Origin of the sequence: Bacillus sp. 3255, assembly GCF_031456485.1 — a bacterium.
Classification (GTDB): Bacteria; Bacillota; Bacilli; order Paenibacillales; family NBRC-103111; genus Paenibacillus_E.
The window spans coordinates 269,023-287,519 of sequence record NZ_JAVDUS010000005.1; the positions used below are offsets into that span (position 1 = coordinate 269,023).

The 18,497-nt window shown below is 51.1% G+C and carries 16 protein-coding genes and 1 other annotated feature; of the genes, 9 read left to right on the plus strand and 7 right to left on the minus strand.

The features are described from left to right. Nucleotides 1–21 precede the first annotated feature (21 nt). Together ccpA and J2X61_RS10005 are read left to right on the plus strand one after the other, a co-directional pair. The gene (gene ccpA, locus J2X61_RS10000) at nucleotides 22–1,023 is read left to right on the plus strand and encodes a catabolite control protein A (protein WP_310187598.1); all 1,002 of its coding nucleotides are present in this window, start codon (nucleotides 22–24) and stop codon (nucleotides 1,021–1,023) included. A 92-nt stretch (nucleotides 1,024–1,115) separates the two neighbouring features. Further along, nucleotides 1,116–1,817 (plus strand): 5'-methylthioadenosine/adenosylhomocysteine nucleosidase, encoded by a 702-nt coding sequence (locus J2X61_RS10005; protein ID WP_274471132.1) that lies wholly within the window; start codon nucleotides 1,116–1,118, stop codon nucleotides 1,815–1,817. 66 nt (nucleotides 1,818–1,883) lie between these two features. On the opposite strand, the gene J2X61_RS10010 is transcribed toward J2X61_RS10005, so the two are convergent. Together J2X61_RS10010 and J2X61_RS10015 are read right to left on the minus strand one after the other, a co-directional pair. Next, nucleotides 1,884–3,071 (minus strand): acetoin utilization protein AcuC, encoded by a 1,188-nt coding sequence (locus tag J2X61_RS10010; protein WP_274471133.1) that lies wholly within the window; start codon nucleotides 3,069–3,071, stop codon nucleotides 1,884–1,886. A 69-nt stretch (nucleotides 3,072–3,140) separates the two neighbouring features. Further along, nucleotides 3,141–3,779 carry a GNAT family N-acetyltransferase gene (locus J2X61_RS10015; RefSeq protein ID WP_274471134.1) on the minus strand — a complete coding sequence of 213 codons (639 nt, stop codon included), beginning with the start codon at nucleotides 3,777–3,779 and terminating at the stop codon, nucleotides 3,141–3,143. A 221-nt stretch (nucleotides 3,780–4,000) separates the two neighbouring features. Here J2X61_RS10015 and acsA point away from each other — a divergent pair, with 221 nt between their 5' ends. Then, entirely contained in the window at nucleotides 4,001–5,725 is a 1,725-nt protein-coding gene (gene acsA, locus J2X61_RS10020; RefSeq protein ID WP_274471136.1) for an acetate--CoA ligase, read from the plus strand. A gap of 41 nt (nucleotides 5,726–5,766) precedes the next feature. Here the strand turns inward: acsA and J2X61_RS10025 are convergent, their stop codons facing one another. Continuing rightward, a complete protein-coding gene (locus J2X61_RS10025) occupies nucleotides 5,767–8,868 on the minus strand; it encodes a transglycosylase domain-containing protein (RefSeq protein ID WP_310187601.1) in 3,102 nt (1,033 codons plus the stop codon). Between the two features lie 128 nt (nucleotides 8,869–8,996). Further along, nucleotides 8,997–9,277 (plus strand) — a binding site (T-box leader). Nucleotides 9,278–9,325: 48 nt separating this feature from the next. Between J2X61_RS10025 and tyrS the strand changes: the two genes are divergently transcribed. Further along, the gene (gene tyrS, locus J2X61_RS10030; RefSeq protein WP_310187602.1) at nucleotides 9,326–10,585 is read left to right on the plus strand and encodes a tyrosine--tRNA ligase; all 1,260 of its coding nucleotides are present in this window, start codon (nucleotides 9,326–9,328) and stop codon (nucleotides 10,583–10,585) included. Nucleotides 10,586–10,634: 49 nt separating this feature from the next. Here tyrS and rpsD read toward each other — a convergent pair whose 3' ends face one another. Then, a complete protein-coding gene (rpsD, locus tag J2X61_RS10035; RefSeq protein ID WP_274471140.1) occupies nucleotides 10,635–11,234 on the minus strand; it encodes a 30S ribosomal protein S4 in 600 nt (199 codons plus the stop codon). A 373-nt stretch (nucleotides 11,235–11,607) separates the two neighbouring features. Between rpsD and J2X61_RS10040 the strand changes: the two genes are divergently transcribed. From J2X61_RS10040 to J2X61_RS10055, 4 genes are all read left to right on the plus strand, one after another. Next, complete coding sequence (locus tag J2X61_RS10040; protein ID WP_310187604.1) at nucleotides 11,608–13,578, plus strand: sensor domain-containing diguanylate cyclase; 1,971 nt, start codon at nucleotides 11,608–11,610, stop codon at nucleotides 13,576–13,578. A 162-nt stretch (nucleotides 13,579–13,740) separates the two neighbouring features. After that, nucleotides 13,741–14,418: a TVP38/TMEM64 family protein gene (locus tag J2X61_RS10045; protein ID WP_274471660.1), complete on the plus strand. Its 678-nt coding sequence runs from the start codon at nucleotides 13,741–13,743 to the stop codon at nucleotides 14,416–14,418. Nucleotides 14,419–14,535: 117 nt separating this feature from the next. After that, the gene (locus J2X61_RS10050) at nucleotides 14,536–14,784 is read left to right on the plus strand and encodes an HPr family phosphocarrier protein (RefSeq protein ID WP_274471142.1); all 249 of its coding nucleotides are present in this window, start codon (nucleotides 14,536–14,538) and stop codon (nucleotides 14,782–14,784) included. A 122-nt stretch (nucleotides 14,785–14,906) separates the two neighbouring features. Further along, nucleotides 14,907–15,194, plus strand: a complete 288-nt coding sequence (locus J2X61_RS10055; RefSeq protein WP_167064061.1) for an Fpa/YlaN family protein — start codon at nucleotides 14,907–14,909, stop codon at nucleotides 15,192–15,194. 37 nt (nucleotides 15,195–15,231) lie between these two features. On the opposite strand, the gene cax is transcribed toward J2X61_RS10055, so the two are convergent. Further along, nucleotides 15,232–16,278, minus strand: coding sequence for a calcium/proton exchanger (gene cax / locus J2X61_RS10060; RefSeq protein ID WP_274471144.1), 1,047 nt, complete (start codon nucleotides 16,276–16,278; stop codon nucleotides 15,232–15,234). Nucleotides 16,279–16,468: 190 nt separating this feature from the next. Here cax and J2X61_RS10065 point away from each other — a divergent pair, with 190 nt between their 5' ends. Further along, nucleotides 16,469–16,855, plus strand: coding sequence for an Asp23/Gls24 family envelope stress response protein (locus tag J2X61_RS10065; protein WP_274471145.1), 387 nt, complete (start codon nucleotides 16,469–16,471; stop codon nucleotides 16,853–16,855). A gap of 29 nt (nucleotides 16,856–16,884) precedes the next feature. Here the strand turns inward: J2X61_RS10065 and ftsW are convergent, their stop codons facing one another. Then, nucleotides 16,885–18,033 (minus strand): putative lipid II flippase FtsW, encoded by a 1,149-nt coding sequence (gene ftsW / locus J2X61_RS10070; RefSeq protein WP_274471146.1) that lies wholly within the window; start codon nucleotides 18,031–18,033, stop codon nucleotides 16,885–16,887. 13 nt (nucleotides 18,034–18,046) lie between these two features. Continuing rightward, the gene (locus J2X61_RS10075; protein ID WP_274471148.1) at nucleotides 18,047–18,394 is read right to left on the minus strand and encodes a YugN family protein; all 348 of its coding nucleotides are present in this window, start codon (nucleotides 18,392–18,394) and stop codon (nucleotides 18,047–18,049) included. Nucleotides 18,395–18,497 lie beyond the last annotated feature (103 nt).

The following is an 18,497-nucleotide window of genomic DNA, read 5'->3' on the forward strand; positions in this document are numbered from 1 at the left end:
TTGAAAATGGAGAGAGTAACCGTGACCGTAACCATTTATGATGTAGCTAGAGAAGCAGGCGTATCCATGGCAACCGTTTCCAGGGTGGTTAACAACAATCCGAACGTCAAGCCGCAAACACGTAAGAAAGTTTTTGAAGCCATTGAAAGGCTCGGTTACCGGCCGAATGCCGTAGCGAGAGGCTTGGCTAGCAAGAAGACGACAACCGTCGGCGTCGTGATTCCCGACATTTCCAACTCTATCTTCGCGGAAGTGGCGCGCGGGATTGAAGATATTGCCAACATGTACCACTACAATATTATTCTAAGCAACGCCGACAAGAAGAAAGAGAAAGAAATCCGCGTGATTAACACGCTGCTGGAGAAGCAAGTCGACGGGCTGCTCTTCATGGGCGGAGTCGTTACGGAAGATCATATCCAAGCATTCCGCACCTCCTCCGTTCCTGTCGTCTTGTGCGGAACGAAGGATGAGAACCATACGATGGCTTCTGTCGACATCGATCATGAGAAAGCTGCATTCGATGCCGTCAACGTGCTGATCGAAGCGGGGCACCGCGATATCGCCATGATCTCGGGAACGCTGCAGGATCCGGCGAACGGATTCGCTCGTTACCAGGGCTACAAGAAGGCGCTGGAAGCAGCCGGTATCGAGGTTCGCGACGAATATGTCCGAATCGGCAACTATCGTTACGAGTCCAGCGTGGAAGCCGTGAAATACTTCCTGGAGCTTACGCCTCGTCCGACGGCCATCTTCTCGGCAACCGACGAGATGGCGATCGGCGCTATTCATACGATTCAAGATAACGGCTTGAAAGTGCCGCAGGACATTGCCGTCATCTCCGTAGACAATATCCGCATGGCTTCCATGGTCAGACCGACACTAACGACCGTAGCCCAACCGATGTATGATATCGGAGCGGTGTCGATGCGTTTGCTGACCAAGCTGATGAACAAAGAATCGACGGACAATATGCAAGTGATTTTGCCGCATGAAGTGATCTACCGCAATTCCGTCTCGCAATAAACTGAAGCCTCTAGATGAGCGCATTCCGGGCAGGAATGGCCTTATCTAGAGGTTTTCTCCTGTATATACCTATCGAAATGAGGATTGATAACATGACATGGAAGAAACTGGCACTTATCGGTGCGATGAATGAAGAGATCGAGCTTTTGGTGGCGCATATGTCCGATGTTCGCGAAACGGTTAAGGCCGGAATTACGTTTCGGGAGGGAACGTATTACGGGAAGGAAGTCGTCGTGTGCCGCACGGGCGTCGGTAAGGTGAATGCCGCTGTCACCACCCAAATTCTCGTGGACAAATTCGGCGTTGAAGCGGTGATCTTCACGGGCGTAGCGGGAGCGCTGGCTCCGGAGCTCAATATCGGGGACTTGGTCGTCTCCACGGAATGCATGCAGCATGACATGGATGTGACACCGCTCGGCTTCGCAAGAGGGGTCATTCCTTATGAAGCCAAGTCAGTCTTCGAAGCGAACGGCAAGCTTGTAGAGCTCGCTGCAGCTGCAGGGGAGAAGCTGTTCCCAGGCAAAGTGAAGCAGGGGAAAGTGCTGTCGGGCGATCAATTTATCGCCAACCGCGAGGCGGTTGCCGATCTTCACGAGTCGCTCGGAGGCGTCTGTGTTGAGATGGAAGGAGCTTCGGTTGCGCAGGTTTGTTCCATGAATGACGTTCCTTACGTCGTGCTGCGCTCGATGTCTGACAAGGCCGATGGATCGGCTCATGTGAACTTCGCGGAATTTACGGTGCAAGCCTCGGAGAATTCCTACAAAATGGTGGAAGAAATCGTAAAGCAGCTGTAAGCCCAACAGCCCCAAAAAGCTCAGAAAACGCCTTGATGGCGGGTTCTGAGCTTTTTGGGCGATGGCTTATTTCAAATACATCATGGCAAGCTCTTTGGTCTGCCGGTTCTTCTCTGTAATAATCTGGCGCCTCGGAATAGGCGTCCAGGCATCCGCAGGGTCCAGCCAGGTGTCCGCCAGCTGGACCGGGCTCTTGCTCTGCCAGGCGTCCAGCCACGCCTGGGGCAGCGACAGCTGCGGCTGCGCCGTCAGCTGGGACAACACCGCCTGCTCGCTCATGACGAGCCAGAGCAGGCTCCAAGCGCGCGGTACGACACGCCAGATGTCGTACCCGCCGCCCCCGAGCGCCACCCAGCGCCCTTCGCACCAGGTGTGCGCAAGGGAGTGGATCAGCTCGGGCATAGCCTTGTACACGCGCATGGAGCAGTGCACATGCGCGAGCGGGTCGAACGCATGGGCGTCGCATCCATGCTGCGAGACGATCACGTCCGGCTGGAAGCGGGCGATCGTCTCGGTCAGCACCTCGCCGAAGCATTCCAGCCACGACTCGTCCTCGGTGTAAGGCTCCACCGGGACGTTAATGCTTGTCCCGAACGCATCGCCTTCGCCGCGTTCGTTCACGGCGCCCGTGCCGGGGAACAAATATTTCCCCGTCTCATGAATGGACAGCGTGCATACCTGGGGATCGGCGTAGAAGCTCCACTGTACGCCATCCCCATGATGCACATCCGTATCGACGTACAGCACTTTCGCGCCGTACGTCTCCTTGATATGCGCAATCGCCGCCGAAGCGTCGTTGTAGACGCAGAAGCCGGCGCCCTTGCTCTGCAGGGCGTGGTGCAGCCCGCCGCCGAGATGGAGCGCATGCGGGGCTTGGCCGGACATCACGAGGTCCGCTGCCGTGATGGAGCCCCCCACAATCTTCGCCGTGATGTCGTGCATCCCGGGGAAGAAGGGCGTGTCGTCGGTGTCGAGGCCGAAGCGCGCCGCTTCCTTGATCCAGCGCTCCTCCGGCACGTCTTGGCTAAGCGCTTTCACCGCTTCGATGTAAGCGGGTGCGTGGACCCGCAGCAGCTCGCGCTCCGCAGCCGGGCGAGGCGCTCGAAGCATGCTGTCATCCAGCGCTCCGGCTTTACGCAGCAGATCGACGGTCATGACCAGCCGATCCTGATTAAAAGGGTGCTGTTCATTAAATTTATACTGAATTTCTTCATCGTCATAGATGAAGACAGGACTCGCTGCTTGCTTGTTCATATCCCACATTCCCCCGAATGGGCTAACCCTCTTGCCTGAAGCCCTAGAAATCCTTTCGCCGCAGCGAACTTAGTACATGAAGCGCTGTTGAAACCGAATGCGGTCAAACTGCTCGACGGAAGCTAACGGCACTTGTTTGCCGATTCGCACCATAAGACAATTGGCCGGATGCGAGCAGATTTCCGGATCGTCGGTAGCGAACCAGATCATATCGACGCTTTTCATCAGTTTCTCCATCATTTGACGGTATTCCCAGACCGTGAGCTTGCTGTTCTCCAAGTCCCAGTGCCAGTAATACTCCGTGCTGAAGCAGATGACATTTTCCATTTGCTCCTCTTCAAAGGCGAGACGAATCATTTTCTTCCCCAGTCCCATCGAGCGATAATCATCCGCAACTTCAATCGCTCCGAGCTCGATCAAATCCTGCATGCGGCCTTGCGACCACCGCTCGATTTCATCGGGGTAATGAAAGGTGACATATCCGACGATCGTCGAACCGTCTCTGGCAATGATAATGCGGCCTTCCGGCAGCTCCGCAATTTCCACCAAGGCTTCATGCTGCTCCTTAGGTCTGCGGAAGGCGTCCAATTTGTGGTGCATGGTGAGAGCGCGCAGGCTCTCGGCTGAAACAGGACCTTCGACTATAAGTTCTGGCTGATCGGGAGCTCTCTGCAAGCGAATGGCGTGATAAATTTTGATATGCTGCATAGCCTTAGCTCTCCTTTTGAAAAACAGCATGATGAGTGATTCCTTCTTCGTTCGGTCATAGTCCCTTTATATCAAATTTTATTTGGAAATAAAAGCCGAACTAAACGTAGGCGAAAAAAATTCTGTGTGTTATAATAGAATGTGTCAAAAATCGATCACATTTTGCTCAAATACATCAGTAAAATGAAAGCGGTTTATCACGTGAGGAGGGTTTTACGAACATGGATCAAATGAAAGTTGAACTCGTTGAAGCTGTTGCTGCTAATCCTAACATGAAAAATTACGAAGAAACTCATGCAAACTTCGACTGGAAAGAAATCGAAAAGAACTTTTCGTGGTATGAAACGGGGAAGGTGAACATGGCTTATGAAGCCATCGACCGTCATGCCGAATCCGCTAAGAAGGATAAAATTGCCCTTTACTATAGCGACAATCAAAGAGAAGAAGCGATTACATATGGCGAAATGAAAGCGAAATCAAACCAATTCGGGAATGTGCTGCGCAATCTTGGCATCGGCAAAGGGGAGCGCGTGTTTATTTTCATGCCGCGTACGCCTGAGCTGTACTATGCCTTGTTGGGCACACTCAAAGTGGGCGCGGTCGTCGGTCCGCTGTTCGAAGCCTTCATGGAGACCGCTGTCAAAGACCGCTTGGAAGACAGTGCAGCCGTCGCGATTATTACAACGCCTAGCCTGCTGTCCCGCATTCCGGCGAGTGAGCTTCCGAACCTGAAGCACATTATCGTCGTAGGGGACAATGTGGAGCCTGCCGCAGGGCATGTCGATTACTACCAAGAGATGGAGAAAGCGTCCACCGATTTGGAGATTGAGTGGCTGGACCGCGAAGACGGGCTTATCATTCACTACACTTCGGGTTCCACGGGCAAGCCCAAAGGCGTGTTCCACGTGCAGAACGCGATGCTGCAGCATTACTATACAGGCAAAATTGTACTGGATCTGCAAGAGGACGATATTTATTGGTGTACGGCAGACCCGGGTTGGGTAACGGGTACCTCTTACGGCATCTTCGCCCCGTGGCTGAACGGAGCGACGAATGTCATCCGCGGAGGGCGCTTCAGTCCGCAAGATTGGTACAATACGCTGCAGAAATACAAAGTAACCGTATGGTACAGCGCACCGACTGCGTTCCGTATGCTGATGGGCGCCGGTGACGATGTGGTTGCCGGTTATGACCTGTCTTCGCTGCGCCATGTGCTCAGCGTAGGCGAGCCGTTGAATCCGGAAGTTGTTCGTTGGGGACTTAAAGTGTACAACCAGCGTATCCATGATACTTGGTGGATGACGGAAACGGGCGGACAGCTGATCTGTAACTATCCTTCCATGACGATCAAACCGGGATCCATGGGCCGTCCGATTCCGGGCGTGGAAGCTGCCATCATCGACGATGCGGGCAATGTGCTGCCTCCGAACCGGATGGGCAACTTGGCCATTAAGACGCCTTGGCCATCCATGATGCGCAAAATTTGGAACAATCCTGCCAAATATGAAGAGTACTTCCGTTTGACCGGCTGGTATGTATCCGGCGACTCGGCTTACATGGACGAAGAAGGCTACTTCTGGTTCCAGGGGCGCGTGGATGACGTCATTAACACCGCAGGCGAGCGGGTCGGCCCTTTCGAGGTGGAGAGCAAGCTGGTTGAGCACCCGGCAGTGGCGGAAGCAGGCGTCATCGGGAAGCCGGATCCGATGCGCGGCGAGATTATCAAAGCATTCATCGCCTTGCGTGAAGGGTTCACGCCATCGGACGAATTGAAGGCCGACATTTCCAAGTTTGTCAAAGAAGGGCTGTCCGCGCATGCGGCGCCGCGCGAAATTGAATTCAAAGACAAGCTGCCCAAAACGCGCAGCGGCAAAATCATGCGCCGCGTGCTTAAGGCTTGGGAGCTCAATTTGCCGACAGGCGATTTATCGACAATTGAAGATTAATGAGAAGAACCTAGCGGTGCGAACACCGCTAGGTTCTTTTTTTAATCGTTATAAGCAATAGCCGCAGAAGGTTTGGACTCGCCGGAATCGTTGACAGCCGTTACCTTGTAGTAACCGTTGTAGGCCGCTGCGTAGTAATGGAACTCTGCCGCGTTGTCGACGGTACCGAGCTTCGTATAGGTGCCTTTCTCTTTGCTGCTATAGTAGACATTGTATTTCTTGACTTTATCTTTGGACGCATTCGCTTTCCAAGTGAGCGTAATGCCTGCGCCATCCGCTTTGGCTTTGAGGCCGGTTGGCGCGGCCGGAGCGTCCTTGGCTGCCGTGCCCGGAGACTCTGACGGTCCGGCAGGCTCCTTCGTCGATTCCGGTACCGGTGTGCCTTCGCCGGAAGGGACGAACAAGGAGTCTAGCGAGCTGCCGTCTGTGTAGGAGGAACGGCTTGGTGCCGATTCTTTGCCGGCTACGTCGACGGCGGTTACATAGTAGCCCATCAAGCTTGCGGCTGGAATCGTATCGTTGAATTTCGCTTCGTCACCTGCCAGGACGACCTTGCCGCCCATCAGCTGGAACTTGCCGCGATTGTCGGAACGATAGATGCGGTAACCGACGAGATCCGCGCCGCTGCTTGGCTGGAAGGTGATCGTCACGTGCTCGCCGTTCTTCGAGACGGCGACGTTCGTAGGTGCCGCCGGCTCTTTGCCGTCGTCAGCCCGCGGGTCCATTTCGGACGGCGCATCGTCGTCATAGTCCGTCGGCTTGTAGTTGTCGATCGGCTTGCGGCTCTTCTCCGGAAGCTTGCTCATCGCATCCTGAATTTCTTTGAGCAGCTGGGAGATCGACTTCTGACGTTTGATGACCGTTTTCTCTTGGACGAAATCCGCCGGCGTGCCATCCTGCGCGATGTAATTCAATCCGTTATAAGAACTGATTTTCATAGGGACCAACACGTTGTCGACTTCCGTCGGCACATACTTCTTGTTGAAGATATCGGTCACTTGCAGGTTGGAGCTTGCCGTCAGCTCGCTCGGCAGCTTGCCGGACAAGCTGGAGACGGTGGCGGAGACGATTCCATCCGGCTTCGTGAACGTTTTGGCAGGGAAAAGCTCCGGCTTCTGCTCAATGGTCTTGTTCATGATCAAAGCCCAAATATCTTTGGCATGGTTCGTTTGCAGCGTCTTGGACGATAGCTTGTTAATCGGCTGATCGTAGCCGATCCAGACGCCGACCGTAATGTCAGGACTGAAGCCCATGAACCAGGCATCCGCATCATCCTGCGTGGAACCGGTTTTGCCGGAAATCTCGATCTTGCCGTATGATTTGTATTTCTTCATCAGATCCGTGGCCGTACCTTGGCTGATGACCGTTTTCATCATATCGGTAATCAGATAGGCGCTTTGCGGCGAGAAGACCTGGGTCGGCTTCTGATCGTGGGCATAGATCGTCTGGCCGTTCGAGTCTTTAATTTCGCGAATCATGAAGGTTTCGTTAAACACGCCCTTGTTCGGGATGGCTGCATACGCTCCGGTCAGCTCTCTGACGGACGTACCGCGGCTTAACCCGCCGATAACCCCTGTTTGTGCGTAGTAATCTTCTTTCTGAATCGATGTGATGCCGAGCTGTTTGGCGAAATCCCAAGCATCGTTGATTCCCACCTTATTCAAGAAGATATCAATGGCAGGAATATTGTAGGACTGGTTCAAAGCTTTTCGCGCGGTCATCAAGCCATGGAACTTGTGATCCCAGTTCTCCGGCAGGTGGAAGCCTTTGACGCCGTCTTTCAAAATGATCGGGATATCGTCCACGATGCTTGCCGGCTGAATGGCGCCTTTCTCAAGAGCCGGAATGTAGGCGGCGATCGGCTTCATGGTCGAGCCCGGCTGTCTGTACGCTTGCGTCGCATGGTTCAGCTGCTCCTTGAAGAAGTCGCGGCCTTCGATCATGCCTTTGATAGCGCCGGTCTTGGAATCGATCATGATCGCTCCGACCTGTTCGATCCCTTTCTTCGGATCGTCCGGTGCGAAATTCTTGTCGTTGTTCGAAATTTCGTGCATGGAATCGTAGATCGTCTTGTCGATCGTCGTATAGATCTGGTACCCGCCGCGCAGAAGCTGCGTATGTATACTTTTCAAAGCTTCGTTATATGCGGCTTGATTCTTCACCGGATCAAGTTCGGGCTTCTGAATTTTGAGTAAAATTTCAGCGGCTTCTTTCTCCGTTTCGATCATCAAATACGGGTAAGTCGTGTAGGCCTTCTGAGCGGCAGGCGGCATCGACGCTTTTAGATCGAATTTGAGTGCATCTTGATATTGTTCATTCGTTATTTTTTGTTCTTCCAACATTCGCTTCAGTACGAGCTGCTGACGGGTGACGGCTTTCTTGAAGCCTTCCTCATCGAACGCCGGCTTGCTTGTAAAGGCCGAATATTGCGAAGGGGATTGCGGCAGACCGGCCAGATAGGCGGCTTGGGCAACATTCAATTTGCTCAGATCGTCAATATCGAACAGCCCTTTGGCTGCGGCTTTGATGCCGTACAGGTTGTAGCCTGTCGCGCCGTTGCCGTAAGGAATTTTGTTGAGATAAGCGAGCAAAATTTCATCCTTCGACATGAGCCGCTCCATTCGGAGTGCAAGCAGCAATTCTCTTGCCTTGCGGCCGTCATCGCGGTCGAGGGTCAGGAATACCCGTCTGGCCAGCTGTTGGGTAATCGTGCTTCCGCCGGTTTGAACTTCTTCGTTCAGCAGCTTCTGCGTGACTGCGCGGTATAATCCGCGGAAATCGATCCCGTGATGTTTGTTGAAGTCCTTGTCTTCAATCGACAGAACGGCATCCAACAGCACTTGCGGGATGTCATCGAGCTGGGCAAGACGCCTGTCTTCTTCGGTTCTTAATTGTCCAATGACCGTATCGTCATTGAAGTAAGCGAATCCGGTGATGGCATTTTCCTGCATCTGCTGGCGAATCTCTTCTTCACTGCGAACCGGGTCTTTCTTGACGAGAGCGCTGACATATCCGAATGCGGCGAATCCACCTACAAGACCTGCCAGAAATGCGGAAATCAGCGTCCATTTTAGCGTAATCCATGTTACTTTGAGTGTTGTTCTCACCCATGGGCGATTCCATTTAGCGAAAAAATTGCGCATAAGTTCAGATATCCTCCTTACATGAACGCTAATAGTATACCATAATTGCCCTTCCTGCGGTAATGATGAACGAAGAATCCGTGCTTGCACCGTTTGACAATTCGCAGAAATTTGTGATATATATGGAATCAAATGCGGAGATGGATCAGCAGTAGGTAGCTTGCGGATGCTTTCAGAGAGCCGGTGGAAGGTGCGAACCGGTACCTGCAGGTTAGTGAATTACGGTCAGGAGCAGTAAGTGGGAATTTGCAGCCGAACGAGCTGCATTAGTAGTATTTACCGGTTAAGCCCCGTTATAGGCCACAGAGTGAAAATAGTCAGCCGTACAGATCCGATCTTCGGATATAGAGGTACGTAACTGCTGTTTTAATTAGGGTGGTACCGCGAGTCAAGTCTTCTCGTCCCTTGTGGATGAAAGGCTTTTTTGCGTTTACACGAGACAAGGAGATGGATGGACATGTCGATTTTGAAAGATTTGGAGTTTCGCGGCTTGCTGCATCAAATTACGGACCGCGAAGGTTTAGACAAGAAGCTTAGCGAAGAGCGGGTCGTGCTGTACTGCGGGTTCGATCCGACGGCGGACAGCCTGCATATCGGCAGCTTGCTGCCTATATTGACGCTGAGACGGTTTCAACAGGCCGGACATATTCCGCTGGCGCTCGTTGGGGGCGGCACAGGTCTGATTGGCGATCCGAGCGGCAAAGCGAACGAGCGAACGCTGAACGGTCCAGAGACGGTGCAAGCTTGGTCGCAAAGCATCAAAGAGCAGCTATCGCGCTTCCTGGACTTCTCGCCGGAGCTCGACAACAGCGCAGAGCTGGTGAATAACTACGATTGGCTCGGCTCGCTCAATGTGATCGAATTCCTGCGCGATGTAGGCAAAAACTTCACAGTGAACTACATGCTCGCCAAAGATTCGGTGGATTCCCGGATTTCCAAAGGAATATCGTTCACAGAATTCAGCTATATGATTCTGCAATCGTACGATTTCTTGAAGCTGAATGAAACGAAGAATTGCTCTCTGCAAATTGGTGGAAGCGATCAATGGGGCAATATTACCGCCGGTCTAGAGCTCATCGGCAAGACGACCGAGAACCGGGCTTACGGCGTCACGCTGCCTCTCGTTACCAAAAGCGACGGGCAAAAGTTCGGCAAAACGGAAGGCGGAGCGATCTGGCTCGATGCGAACAAAACGTCCCCTTATCAGTTCTACCAGTTCTGGTTGGGTACGGCGGATGCCGACGTTATTCGTTTCTTGAAGTATTTCACCTTCATCAGCCATGAAGAGATCGAGCGTCTGGAAACTGAAGTGCAGACACAGCCGGAGAAGCGGGAAGCGCAGAAGCTGCTTGCCCGTGAAGTGACGAAGCTGGTGCACGGCGGTGAGGCGCTGGAGAGCGCGCTGAACATTACGGCCGCCCTGTTCAGCGGTAATATTCAGGAGCTGTCCCGTCAAGAGATCGAGGAAGCTTTCAAAGATGTGCCTTCCTCGGTGATTGAGCAGGAGGATATCGCATTGGTGGATCTGCTTATTGCCGTCGGTGCAGCGCCATCCAAGCGTCAAGCCCGTCAAGATATCGAGAGCGGCGCGGTGACCGTCAACGGCGTCAAGGTAACGTCGCTTGAAGCGGCAGCCCAAGATCTAGGCAGGCTGGGGGAGACGTATCTCGTCATTCGCCGCGGCAAAAAGAACTATTACCTGGCGCAATTCAAATAGATACAAAAAAATAAACCCCTCAGGGAAATCCCTAAGGGGTTTGCTTTTATTAACGGCTGTAGAACTCGACGATTTGTTTCTCGTCAATTTCTTGTGGAAGCTCAGCGCGCTCTGGCAAACGGATGTATTTGCCTTCTACAGCTGCATCGTTGAACTCCAGGTAAGCTGGCAGGTGGTTACGGTTAGCAAGAGCTTCTTTCACTGCGGAAAGACCTTTGCTTCTTTCGCGAAGTGCAATCACGTCGCCAGTGGAAACGATGTAGGAAGCGATATCCACTTTCTTGCCGTTCACAGTCACGTGACCGTGGGAAACAAGTTGACGTGCGCCTGCACGGGAGTTGGAAAGACCAAGACGGTAAACCAGGTTGTCCAAACGGCTCTCAAGCAGAACCATGAAGTTTTCACCGGCAATACCTTTCAATTTGGAAGCTTTGTCGAACAAGTTGCGGAATTGCTTCTCGTTCAAACCGTACATGTGGCGAAGTTTTTGTTTTTCGTTTAATTGAACGCCATAGCCGCTCATTTTTTTGCGTTGTCCTGGGCCGTGTTGACCTGGAGGGAATGGGCGTTTCATGTCTTTGCCGTTACCGCTCAAGGAAATACCTACGCGGCGGCTTAATTTGAACTTAGGTCCTGTATAACGTGACATTTAGGAAAAACTCCTTCTTTTTACAAATAGTTTAGTAGAAAGCATCTAGATGTCAGGGTGAAGACAAGTGCCTGATTTTGCTAACGAATCATCATGTGTAATTCCCTGTCAAGAGTAGTTCAGCCGCTGTCTTGGCAGGAGCAAAAGCAGTGAGGGTGATCACAAATGGCATTCACCGTAATCTTGGTGTTACTCGACTTCTTATTTTATTAAAAACGACGGCAAGTGTCAAGTCTGAATCCATCGTCTGGAATTGAAAATGTCGTGCAATGCGGGCAGAAAAATAGTATGATTACGAAGTATACATTTTGTACTGGATCAATAGGACTACGTTTGGTAGTGAGGAGAGCCTATGAGTGAATCACTTCGTAGTATGAAACAGCATAGCCCGGCAGAGCACTTCGAAGCATTTATTCGGCAAGGACTTGTTCTTTCTAGCAACTTTTCCTATGAAGAATGGCATTGCCATCAAGCGCTTCAAGACGCCTTCGAGTATTGGATCTATGAGTTCGGACAAGCCATGCTTCCGCCGCGAACCGCGTTCTTAAGCGCAGGCAGCGATCTCCGCGTGATGAATGCCTGCTCGCATGATACCCCGTTCTTGGACGATTTATTGCAAACGGGTACATCATGGAGCTTCACGGACCGATTGGATAATCCGATTGCCCGCAGCGCTGAGATGCGGAGCCTGCAGACGATGTCCGGCGCGCAAATGGGATCCTCCCAGCTGCTGACAACGCAGGGAGCGGCCATACCGATCCTGAATCCGCATGGAAAGCCAATCGCTTTTTTGGGACTATTTTCCCAATTGCACGATGATATAGATGAGCTCGCTCAATTATTATATACATTATCCATTTCGTTTCACAGCTGTGTGCAGAGCATTGAAGACCGCCGCAGATACGATCTGCTGCTGCTCCAGCATCAACAGCGCGAGCTGGATTTCAAGAAGCACGATATTTTGTTCGAAGCTTCCAAGAAGCTTCATGCGAAGATTGACGTCGATTCCGTTTTGACGGAAGCCATCGAATGCTTATACCGGGTATACCCGCTTATGCAGGTGGATTTGCTGCTGTCACAAGATAATGACTCGACGAATTTGTCCGTGAAGCCGTTGAATTTTCAGAGTATTGAGAACGATATCTGTACCCGGGCTTTTATGGAAAGCACCGTGATCTTCGAGCCGACACCCGGCAGCGAAGGTCCCAGCACGGGCAAGGTAGCCGCTCCGTTATCGGGCAAACAAGGCGTTTACGGCGTGCTCTACATGCAATTCGAGCACGATCTGATCCATGCTTCCGATCTGCAATTCATCTCTTTGCTTGCGGATACGGCCGGCTCAGCCTTCGAGAATGCGAAGCTGTACGAGCAATCCAATCTGATGATCAACGAGCTGCGTTTAATTAACGAGATTACGAAGCAGCTGAATCAGAGCCTCAGGTTGAACGAAATTTTCAGCTCGGCCTCTGCGGAGCTGTTACACATTTTCGGTGCCGATTACAGCTGCATTCTGCAAACGAACAAAGATCAGAAGGACAAGCTGATCGTTCAAGCGACGAATTTGCCGGCTATTATTCATGAGTCCTTCGCTATGGATCAAGGCTTTTCCGGTCTGATCTACCGTACGAAAGAACCGGTTATCATCTCGGATTATTGGTCGAACAACAAAGTGAAGTCCAGGCTGATGCAGCTGACGAATTCGAGATCCTTGATCGGTTCGCCGATTCTGGTGAACGGAGAGGTGCAAGGTGTCATCCTCGTCGTCCACAGCAAGCCGAATTTCTTCTCCTACGATAATTACAAGCTGCTGCAGGTGCTTTCCGGGCATATCGGTCTGGCCATGACGAATGCGTCGCTGCATGCGGAAGTGAAGCGCATGGTTATTACGGATAATTTGACGGGGCTGTATGCCCGCCATTACTTGGATGAACAGGCTAATGCCCTGCAGAAGAAAGATTTCTGCGGCTCCCTGATTGTGGTGGATATCGATAATTTCAAACGGATCAACGATACGCACGGCCATCAGATCGGTGATGAAATCTTGATTCAGGTCTCCCAGATTATTAAGACCAGCATTCGGGACAGCGATATCGCGGCGAGATGGGGCGGAGAGGAGTTAGCCGTGTACTTGCCTCAAGTCGCCAAGGATCAGACCATTCGCATTGCCGAACGGATTCGCACGCGGGTGATGGAAGAGACCGACCCGCATGTGACGGTCTCCTGCGGTGTCTCCGATTGGAATTGGGAAGAGGACAAGATCAGCGTAGAATCCTTGTTCTACCGCGCCGATATGGCGCTATATCAAGCGAAGAATAATGGCCGTAACCAGATTCAGGTCGGTTAATAACGCATATAACCATTTGCCGGCAGGCAGGTGGTTTTTATTTTTCATATTTCGGAGGAAAGAGGGCATGCTAGATGCAGGTTCGTGCTACTTTTCTCTTCCTGTACTAACGGTAACATGTTACAATAGTTGGGTTAAGGGAAGGATGGTCGAAATTTGTCAGTGGTCAGAAAAAAGCGGATTCTCTCAATTTTATGTGTTCTTGTTTTACTTGCTGGGTTGATTTATTTCTTCTTCTATAACCCTATCGGCATTAAGCTGGCTCACAGCAATATGCGTCAACTGGCTGATCACTTGAGGGATCTGGGTTGGACAGGTAAAATCATCGGGATGGCCTTAATTTTCGGCCAAACGTTTTTTCCTTTTATCCCGTTTGTTCTTGTCGCAGGAACGAATGTCGCCATTTTCGGGATAGAGGTTGGATTTCTCGTGAATTATGTGATGTCCGTTCTGGGAGCCGTCGCTTCGTTTTATTTCGCCCGTTATTACGGACATGCCTGGGTCGAGAAGAAGCTGGAACGATTCCCGCTCGTTACGCAGTTCAGCCGCCGGATGGAACGCCGGGGATTCCTGTATGTGCTGTTAGGCAGGCTCATTCCGGTATTGCCTTCTTCGGCGATTAATTTCGCTGCAGGGCTGACGAGAATCAGGTTTACGCATTTCCTGTGGGGAACGGTGCTGGGGAAACTGCCGATTGTGTTCCTGGAGTCATTGATCGCCCATGATTTGTTTCATTTCCATAAGTACAAAGGGCGGCTGCTCATCCTCTTGGGCATTTTGATCGTGTTGATTTTCATTGGAAACGGGGTAAAGCGGGCGCTGGCGCCAAAGACCAAATAAAGCGCTCTCTTATTGGAGAATGAAGGAAATTTTCTAGTTGCGCTTTATCACCTATCCAAGTTATCATATAGAAAGCAAGGCGACTAACTCATATGCAAATAAATGGAGGAATGAAATATGCCAAGTGCTAACAATGCAGCAATTGTTGAAATTTCACAAACAGCTAATAAATTTAGATCATCCATCGTTCTCCAATACGATAATAAGTATATCGACGTGAAGAGTATCTTAGGCTTGTTCACAACGCTTTTGAGCTCAAGTACATATGATTTGCACGTTCATGGGCCGGATGCACAAGAAGCGAAAATCGCAATGGCTGAAGTTTTTGCTAAACACGAACTCGGGGTTAACGTTGTAGAAGACTAGTCCAACCTCCGGATGAAGGTACTCTCAGAATCTCTGAGGGTACCTTCTCTTGTATATTGGCGCAATTTCGCTTAATATAGATCATATAAGGACGGATGACTATGCGTATAGGGGGAAGTGGAATGTCTTCATCTGATCTATTGCTGGACATGAATCAAAAGGCGCTAAATCTTCTTCAAGAAGATGCAGATAAAATCGAGAAGCTGATCGAAGTACAGATGGAAAACTTGACGACGCGTCAATGCCCGCTGTATGAAGAAGTTCTAGATACGCAAATGTACGGTCTGTCTAGAGAGATTGATTTTGCCATTCGGGCGGGGCTCATCTCCGAGCTGCCGGGCAAACAAATCCTCAGCAAGCTTGAACGTAATCTTGCTCAGCTATATGAAGCGCTTAATAACAAAAAGTAACCCATCGCTGGGTTACTTTTTTTTGTGGATTGAAACGCTAGACGAGGAAGAACACGACGCCCAGGATGATGTAGACGACGAGCAGCAGCAGTCCTTCGTACCAATTCGTCGAACCGTCCTGCGTAATGGACTTCGTTATAAAGACGGCAACCCCGATTGCGGCGAGCTCGTATGTAGTGAAGACGATGTTCATCGGCGTGCCGCTGATGAAGAAGCTGGCAATGACCAGCACGGGAGCTACGAACAGCGCGATTTGCAGGGAGCTTCCGATGGCGATCTCGACGGCAGCGCCCATTTTGTTCTTCATGGCCATCATGACGGCAGCGCTGTGTTCGGCCGCGTTGCCGATGATCGCCACAAGGAAGGCCCCGACGAACAGCTCGGAGAATCCGAACTTATGCGTGACTTCCTCTAAGGTGCCGACCAGCCATTCGCTCGTAAAAGCCACCATCACCGTAGCCAGCACCAAGAACAGAATCGAAGTCGTTTTGGACCAGGCCGCTTCCCCGTGTTCGATGGCTTCATCGGACAGAATGCTTTTGTGCGTAATCATGGAGAAGATCAGCCATAGGATGTAGGCGGCTATGAGCAGAATGGCGACGATCATGCTCATGCTCGAAGTTTCTTTGGTCGTCAAACCCCCGGTGAAGATAGCGGGAATGAAGAGCGCAACGACACCGAGAATCATCAGGGAAGAGTTATGGGAAGCGAGCTTCACATTGAATGACTGCTCCTTGAACTTCAGTCCGCCTGCAAAAATACTGAGTCCCAGCACAAGCAGCAGGTTCCCGATGATCGCGCCGGTAAGGCTGGCTTTGACGATGTCATACAAGCCGTCCTTCACCAGGAAGAAGGCGATGATGAGCTCGGCTGCGTTGCCGAACGTGGCGTTCAGGAAGCCGCCTACACGCTCGCCTGCATAATGAGCTACGCTTTCCGTCGCTTTGCCCAAGAAGCCGGCAACAAATATAATCGCGATACAGGCAATGACGAATTGCCAGGTCGTGTTCACATGCATGTAATGCGCAATGGCCGTTGCCACAAAAGAAATGATTAAACCTGCGTAAAACAATTTACCCTTCAATGTACACCCTCCGACTCCTAAAGTATGGAAACCTTTTAACTTCTTCTTACTATACCCAGTTTGGCTTTTAAAGTAAATTCGATTTGGGCATTTCTTGCTTTCATGTATTGAACTTATTACAATAGATTTATACCTGAGCGGAGAGGCTTTGGGGCCCCGTTCAATGATCCTACGTTAGGAGTTGATACATATGGCTGAAGACAATCAAACCGGCTTAATTCGTATTTCTGATGATGTTGTATCCACCATAGCAGGTCTTGCAGCTCTGGAAACACCTGGCATCGCCGGTATGTCCGGCGGCATCTCCGAAGGCTTGGCGAAGCGTCTGAGCGGTAAGAACGTACAGCGCGGCGTCTCCGTCGAGGTGGGTCAAGTCGAAGCGGCGATCGATCTGCGCGTCATCGTAAACTACGGTTCACGCATTCAGGACGTTTGCAGGGATCTCCAGGAGAACGTGCGGGAAGCCGTTGAGAATATGACCGGATTAACGGTGGTCGAAGTGAATGTGAAGGTGGAAGGCGTTGCCTTCAAAGAAGACAACAACACCGAAGTGGACGATCCTCATCGCGTCAAATAAAAAAAAGACCCAATCGAATGCGAAGTCGATTAGGGTCTTTTTTTGGCAGGAGGCGCTTCTTTCTGCGATTGCTCCCGCGATATGCTGAGGATGACGCCCATGCTGATAAGCGATACCATCATGGAGGAACCGCCGGCCGATATGAAGGGCAGGGTTACCCCGGTAAGCGGGATCGTCCCTGTAACACCGCCGATGTTAATGAACGCCTGGAAAGCGAACATCACCATGATGCCGACGCCGGAGAGCATACCGAACATATCGGGGCAGCGCACCGCGATCAGAATTCCCCGCCAGATGAAGAAAATAAAGACCAGAATGAATAGGGAACTTCCGATGAAGCCTAACTCCTCGCCGATAATGGCGAAAATGAAGTCGTTGTGCGCTTCAGGCAAGTAATGCAGCTTCTGAATGCCTTGTCCGAAGCCTGCGCCGGTCAAGCCGCCGTGCCCGAACGCATACAGCGATTGCACCACCTGGTGCCCCGAGCCTTGCGGGTCCGAGAAAGGATCCATGAACGAGGTCAGCCGGTTAATCCGGTAGTTCGTGCTGTCCGATCCGCCCTTTAACATATAAAGGGACAGTCCGACGGCGGCCAGCGTAATTAGGCTTGTCCCCAGCAGGAAGATGTGCTTCAGATTCGAGCCTCCGACCATAATGACGATGGCGGAGCAAACGAATAGAATCATGCAGGAGCCTAAGTCCGGCTGGAGCATGATCAAGAAGCATACGAAGCCGACAATGATCAAAGCGGGAAGCAGTCCCTTTTTGAAATTGCGAAACTTCTCATCTTTGTTGCTGATGAGGGAAGCCAGATAGAGAATCACGATCAGCTTGGCAAATTCCGTTGGCTGGATGCCGAATTTGCCAAGTGTGAACCAGCTGGATGCTCCGTTCGCTTCGCTCGTAAAAATAACGAAGATCAAACCAAGCACGACAAGGAAGAAAGCAGGAATCACGAGCTTCTTCAGCTTCGTGTAATGGAGGTTCATGCAAAAGAACATGCCGACCGTTCCAATGAACACCGCGATGAGCTGCTTTTTCGTGAAGGCCCACGGATCTCCGTAATAGGCGCTTGTCATTGAACTTGCGCTGAAAACCATAGCGAGTCCGAAGCAAACAAGTGCAAAGGTTAGTAGAAGCAGCAGAAAATCCGGCGTTCCTCTTCGAGGTGGATTCATGCTGTATCCTCGCCTATTCGGCTAACGCTTGCTTCAATTGATCTAGTTTTTGTTTGGATAGTTTCATGACAGCATCCGGAACAGGGGAATTGTAATCCAACCCGTGCGGGAATGTTTCTCTTCCTATGTAAGCATCTTCTACAAACAAAATCGCATAAGGAGATTCCAGTTTGCCGCTTTCGACACGTGTGTTGACACGCAAGAAGTAGACGGATTTGCTTGCTTTATCTTCCATTTTGAAATCATAAGTAGCACGAGTGTATTCCCATTGCCAACGAACAAAACCGAGTTTCGTCGTTACTTCATCCAGATGAGCCAGATCGCTTTTCAAGCCTTTTAAGCCAGTTGCTTCAATAATCACTTATAACGCCTCCATATTGTACGTATGCATTCTTTATTCATGATAGTATGTTTCCAAAAGTTGTGCAAGTCGAGAAGGACTTCTAATTTCTAATATTTGATGG

What these genes read in the sequence shown, in the direction of transcription:
- J2X61_RS10025 (WP_310187601.1), bottom strand. Translation starts at nt 8,868, where the DNA reads ATGCGCAATTTTTTCGCTAAATGGAATCGCCCATGGGTGAGAACAACA.
- J2X61_RS10005 (WP_274471132.1), top strand. Translation starts at nt 1,116, where the DNA reads ATGACATGGAAGAAACTGGCACTTATCGGTGCGATGAATGAAGAGATC.
- J2X61_RS10040 (WP_310187604.1), top strand. Translation starts at nt 11,608, where the DNA reads ATGAAACAGCATAGCCCGGCAGAGCACTTCGAAGCATTTATTCGGCAA.
- tyrS (WP_310187602.1), top strand. Translation starts at nt 9,326, where the DNA reads ATGTCGATTTTGAAAGATTTGGAGTTTCGCGGCTTGCTGCATCAAATT.
- J2X61_RS10050 (WP_274471142.1), top strand. Translation starts at nt 14,536, where the DNA reads ATGCCAAGTGCTAACAATGCAGCAATTGTTGAAATTTCACAAACAGCT.
- rpsD (WP_274471140.1), bottom strand. Translation starts at nt 11,234, where the DNA reads ATGTCACGTTATACAGGACCTAAGTTCAAATTAAGCCGCCGCGTAGGT.
- J2X61_RS10015 (WP_274471134.1), bottom strand. Translation starts at nt 3,779, where the DNA reads ATGCAGCATATCAAAATTTATCACGCCATTCGCTTGCAGAGAGCTCCC.
- J2X61_RS10010 (WP_274471133.1), bottom strand. Translation starts at nt 3,071, where the DNA reads ATGAACAAGCAAGCAGCGAGTCCTGTCTTCATCTATGACGATGAAGAA.
- ftsW (WP_274471146.1), bottom strand. Translation starts at nt 18,033, where the DNA reads ATGAATCCACCTCGAAGAGGAACGCCGGATTTTCTGCTGCTTCTACTA.
- J2X61_RS10065 (WP_274471145.1), top strand. Translation starts at nt 16,469, where the DNA reads ATGGCTGAAGACAATCAAACCGGCTTAATTCGTATTTCTGATGATGTT.
- J2X61_RS10055 (WP_167064061.1), top strand. Translation starts at nt 14,907, where the DNA reads ATGTCTTCATCTGATCTATTGCTGGACATGAATCAAAAGGCGCTAAAT.
- acsA (WP_274471136.1), top strand. Translation starts at nt 4,001, where the DNA reads ATGGATCAAATGAAAGTTGAACTCGTTGAAGCTGTTGCTGCTAATCCT.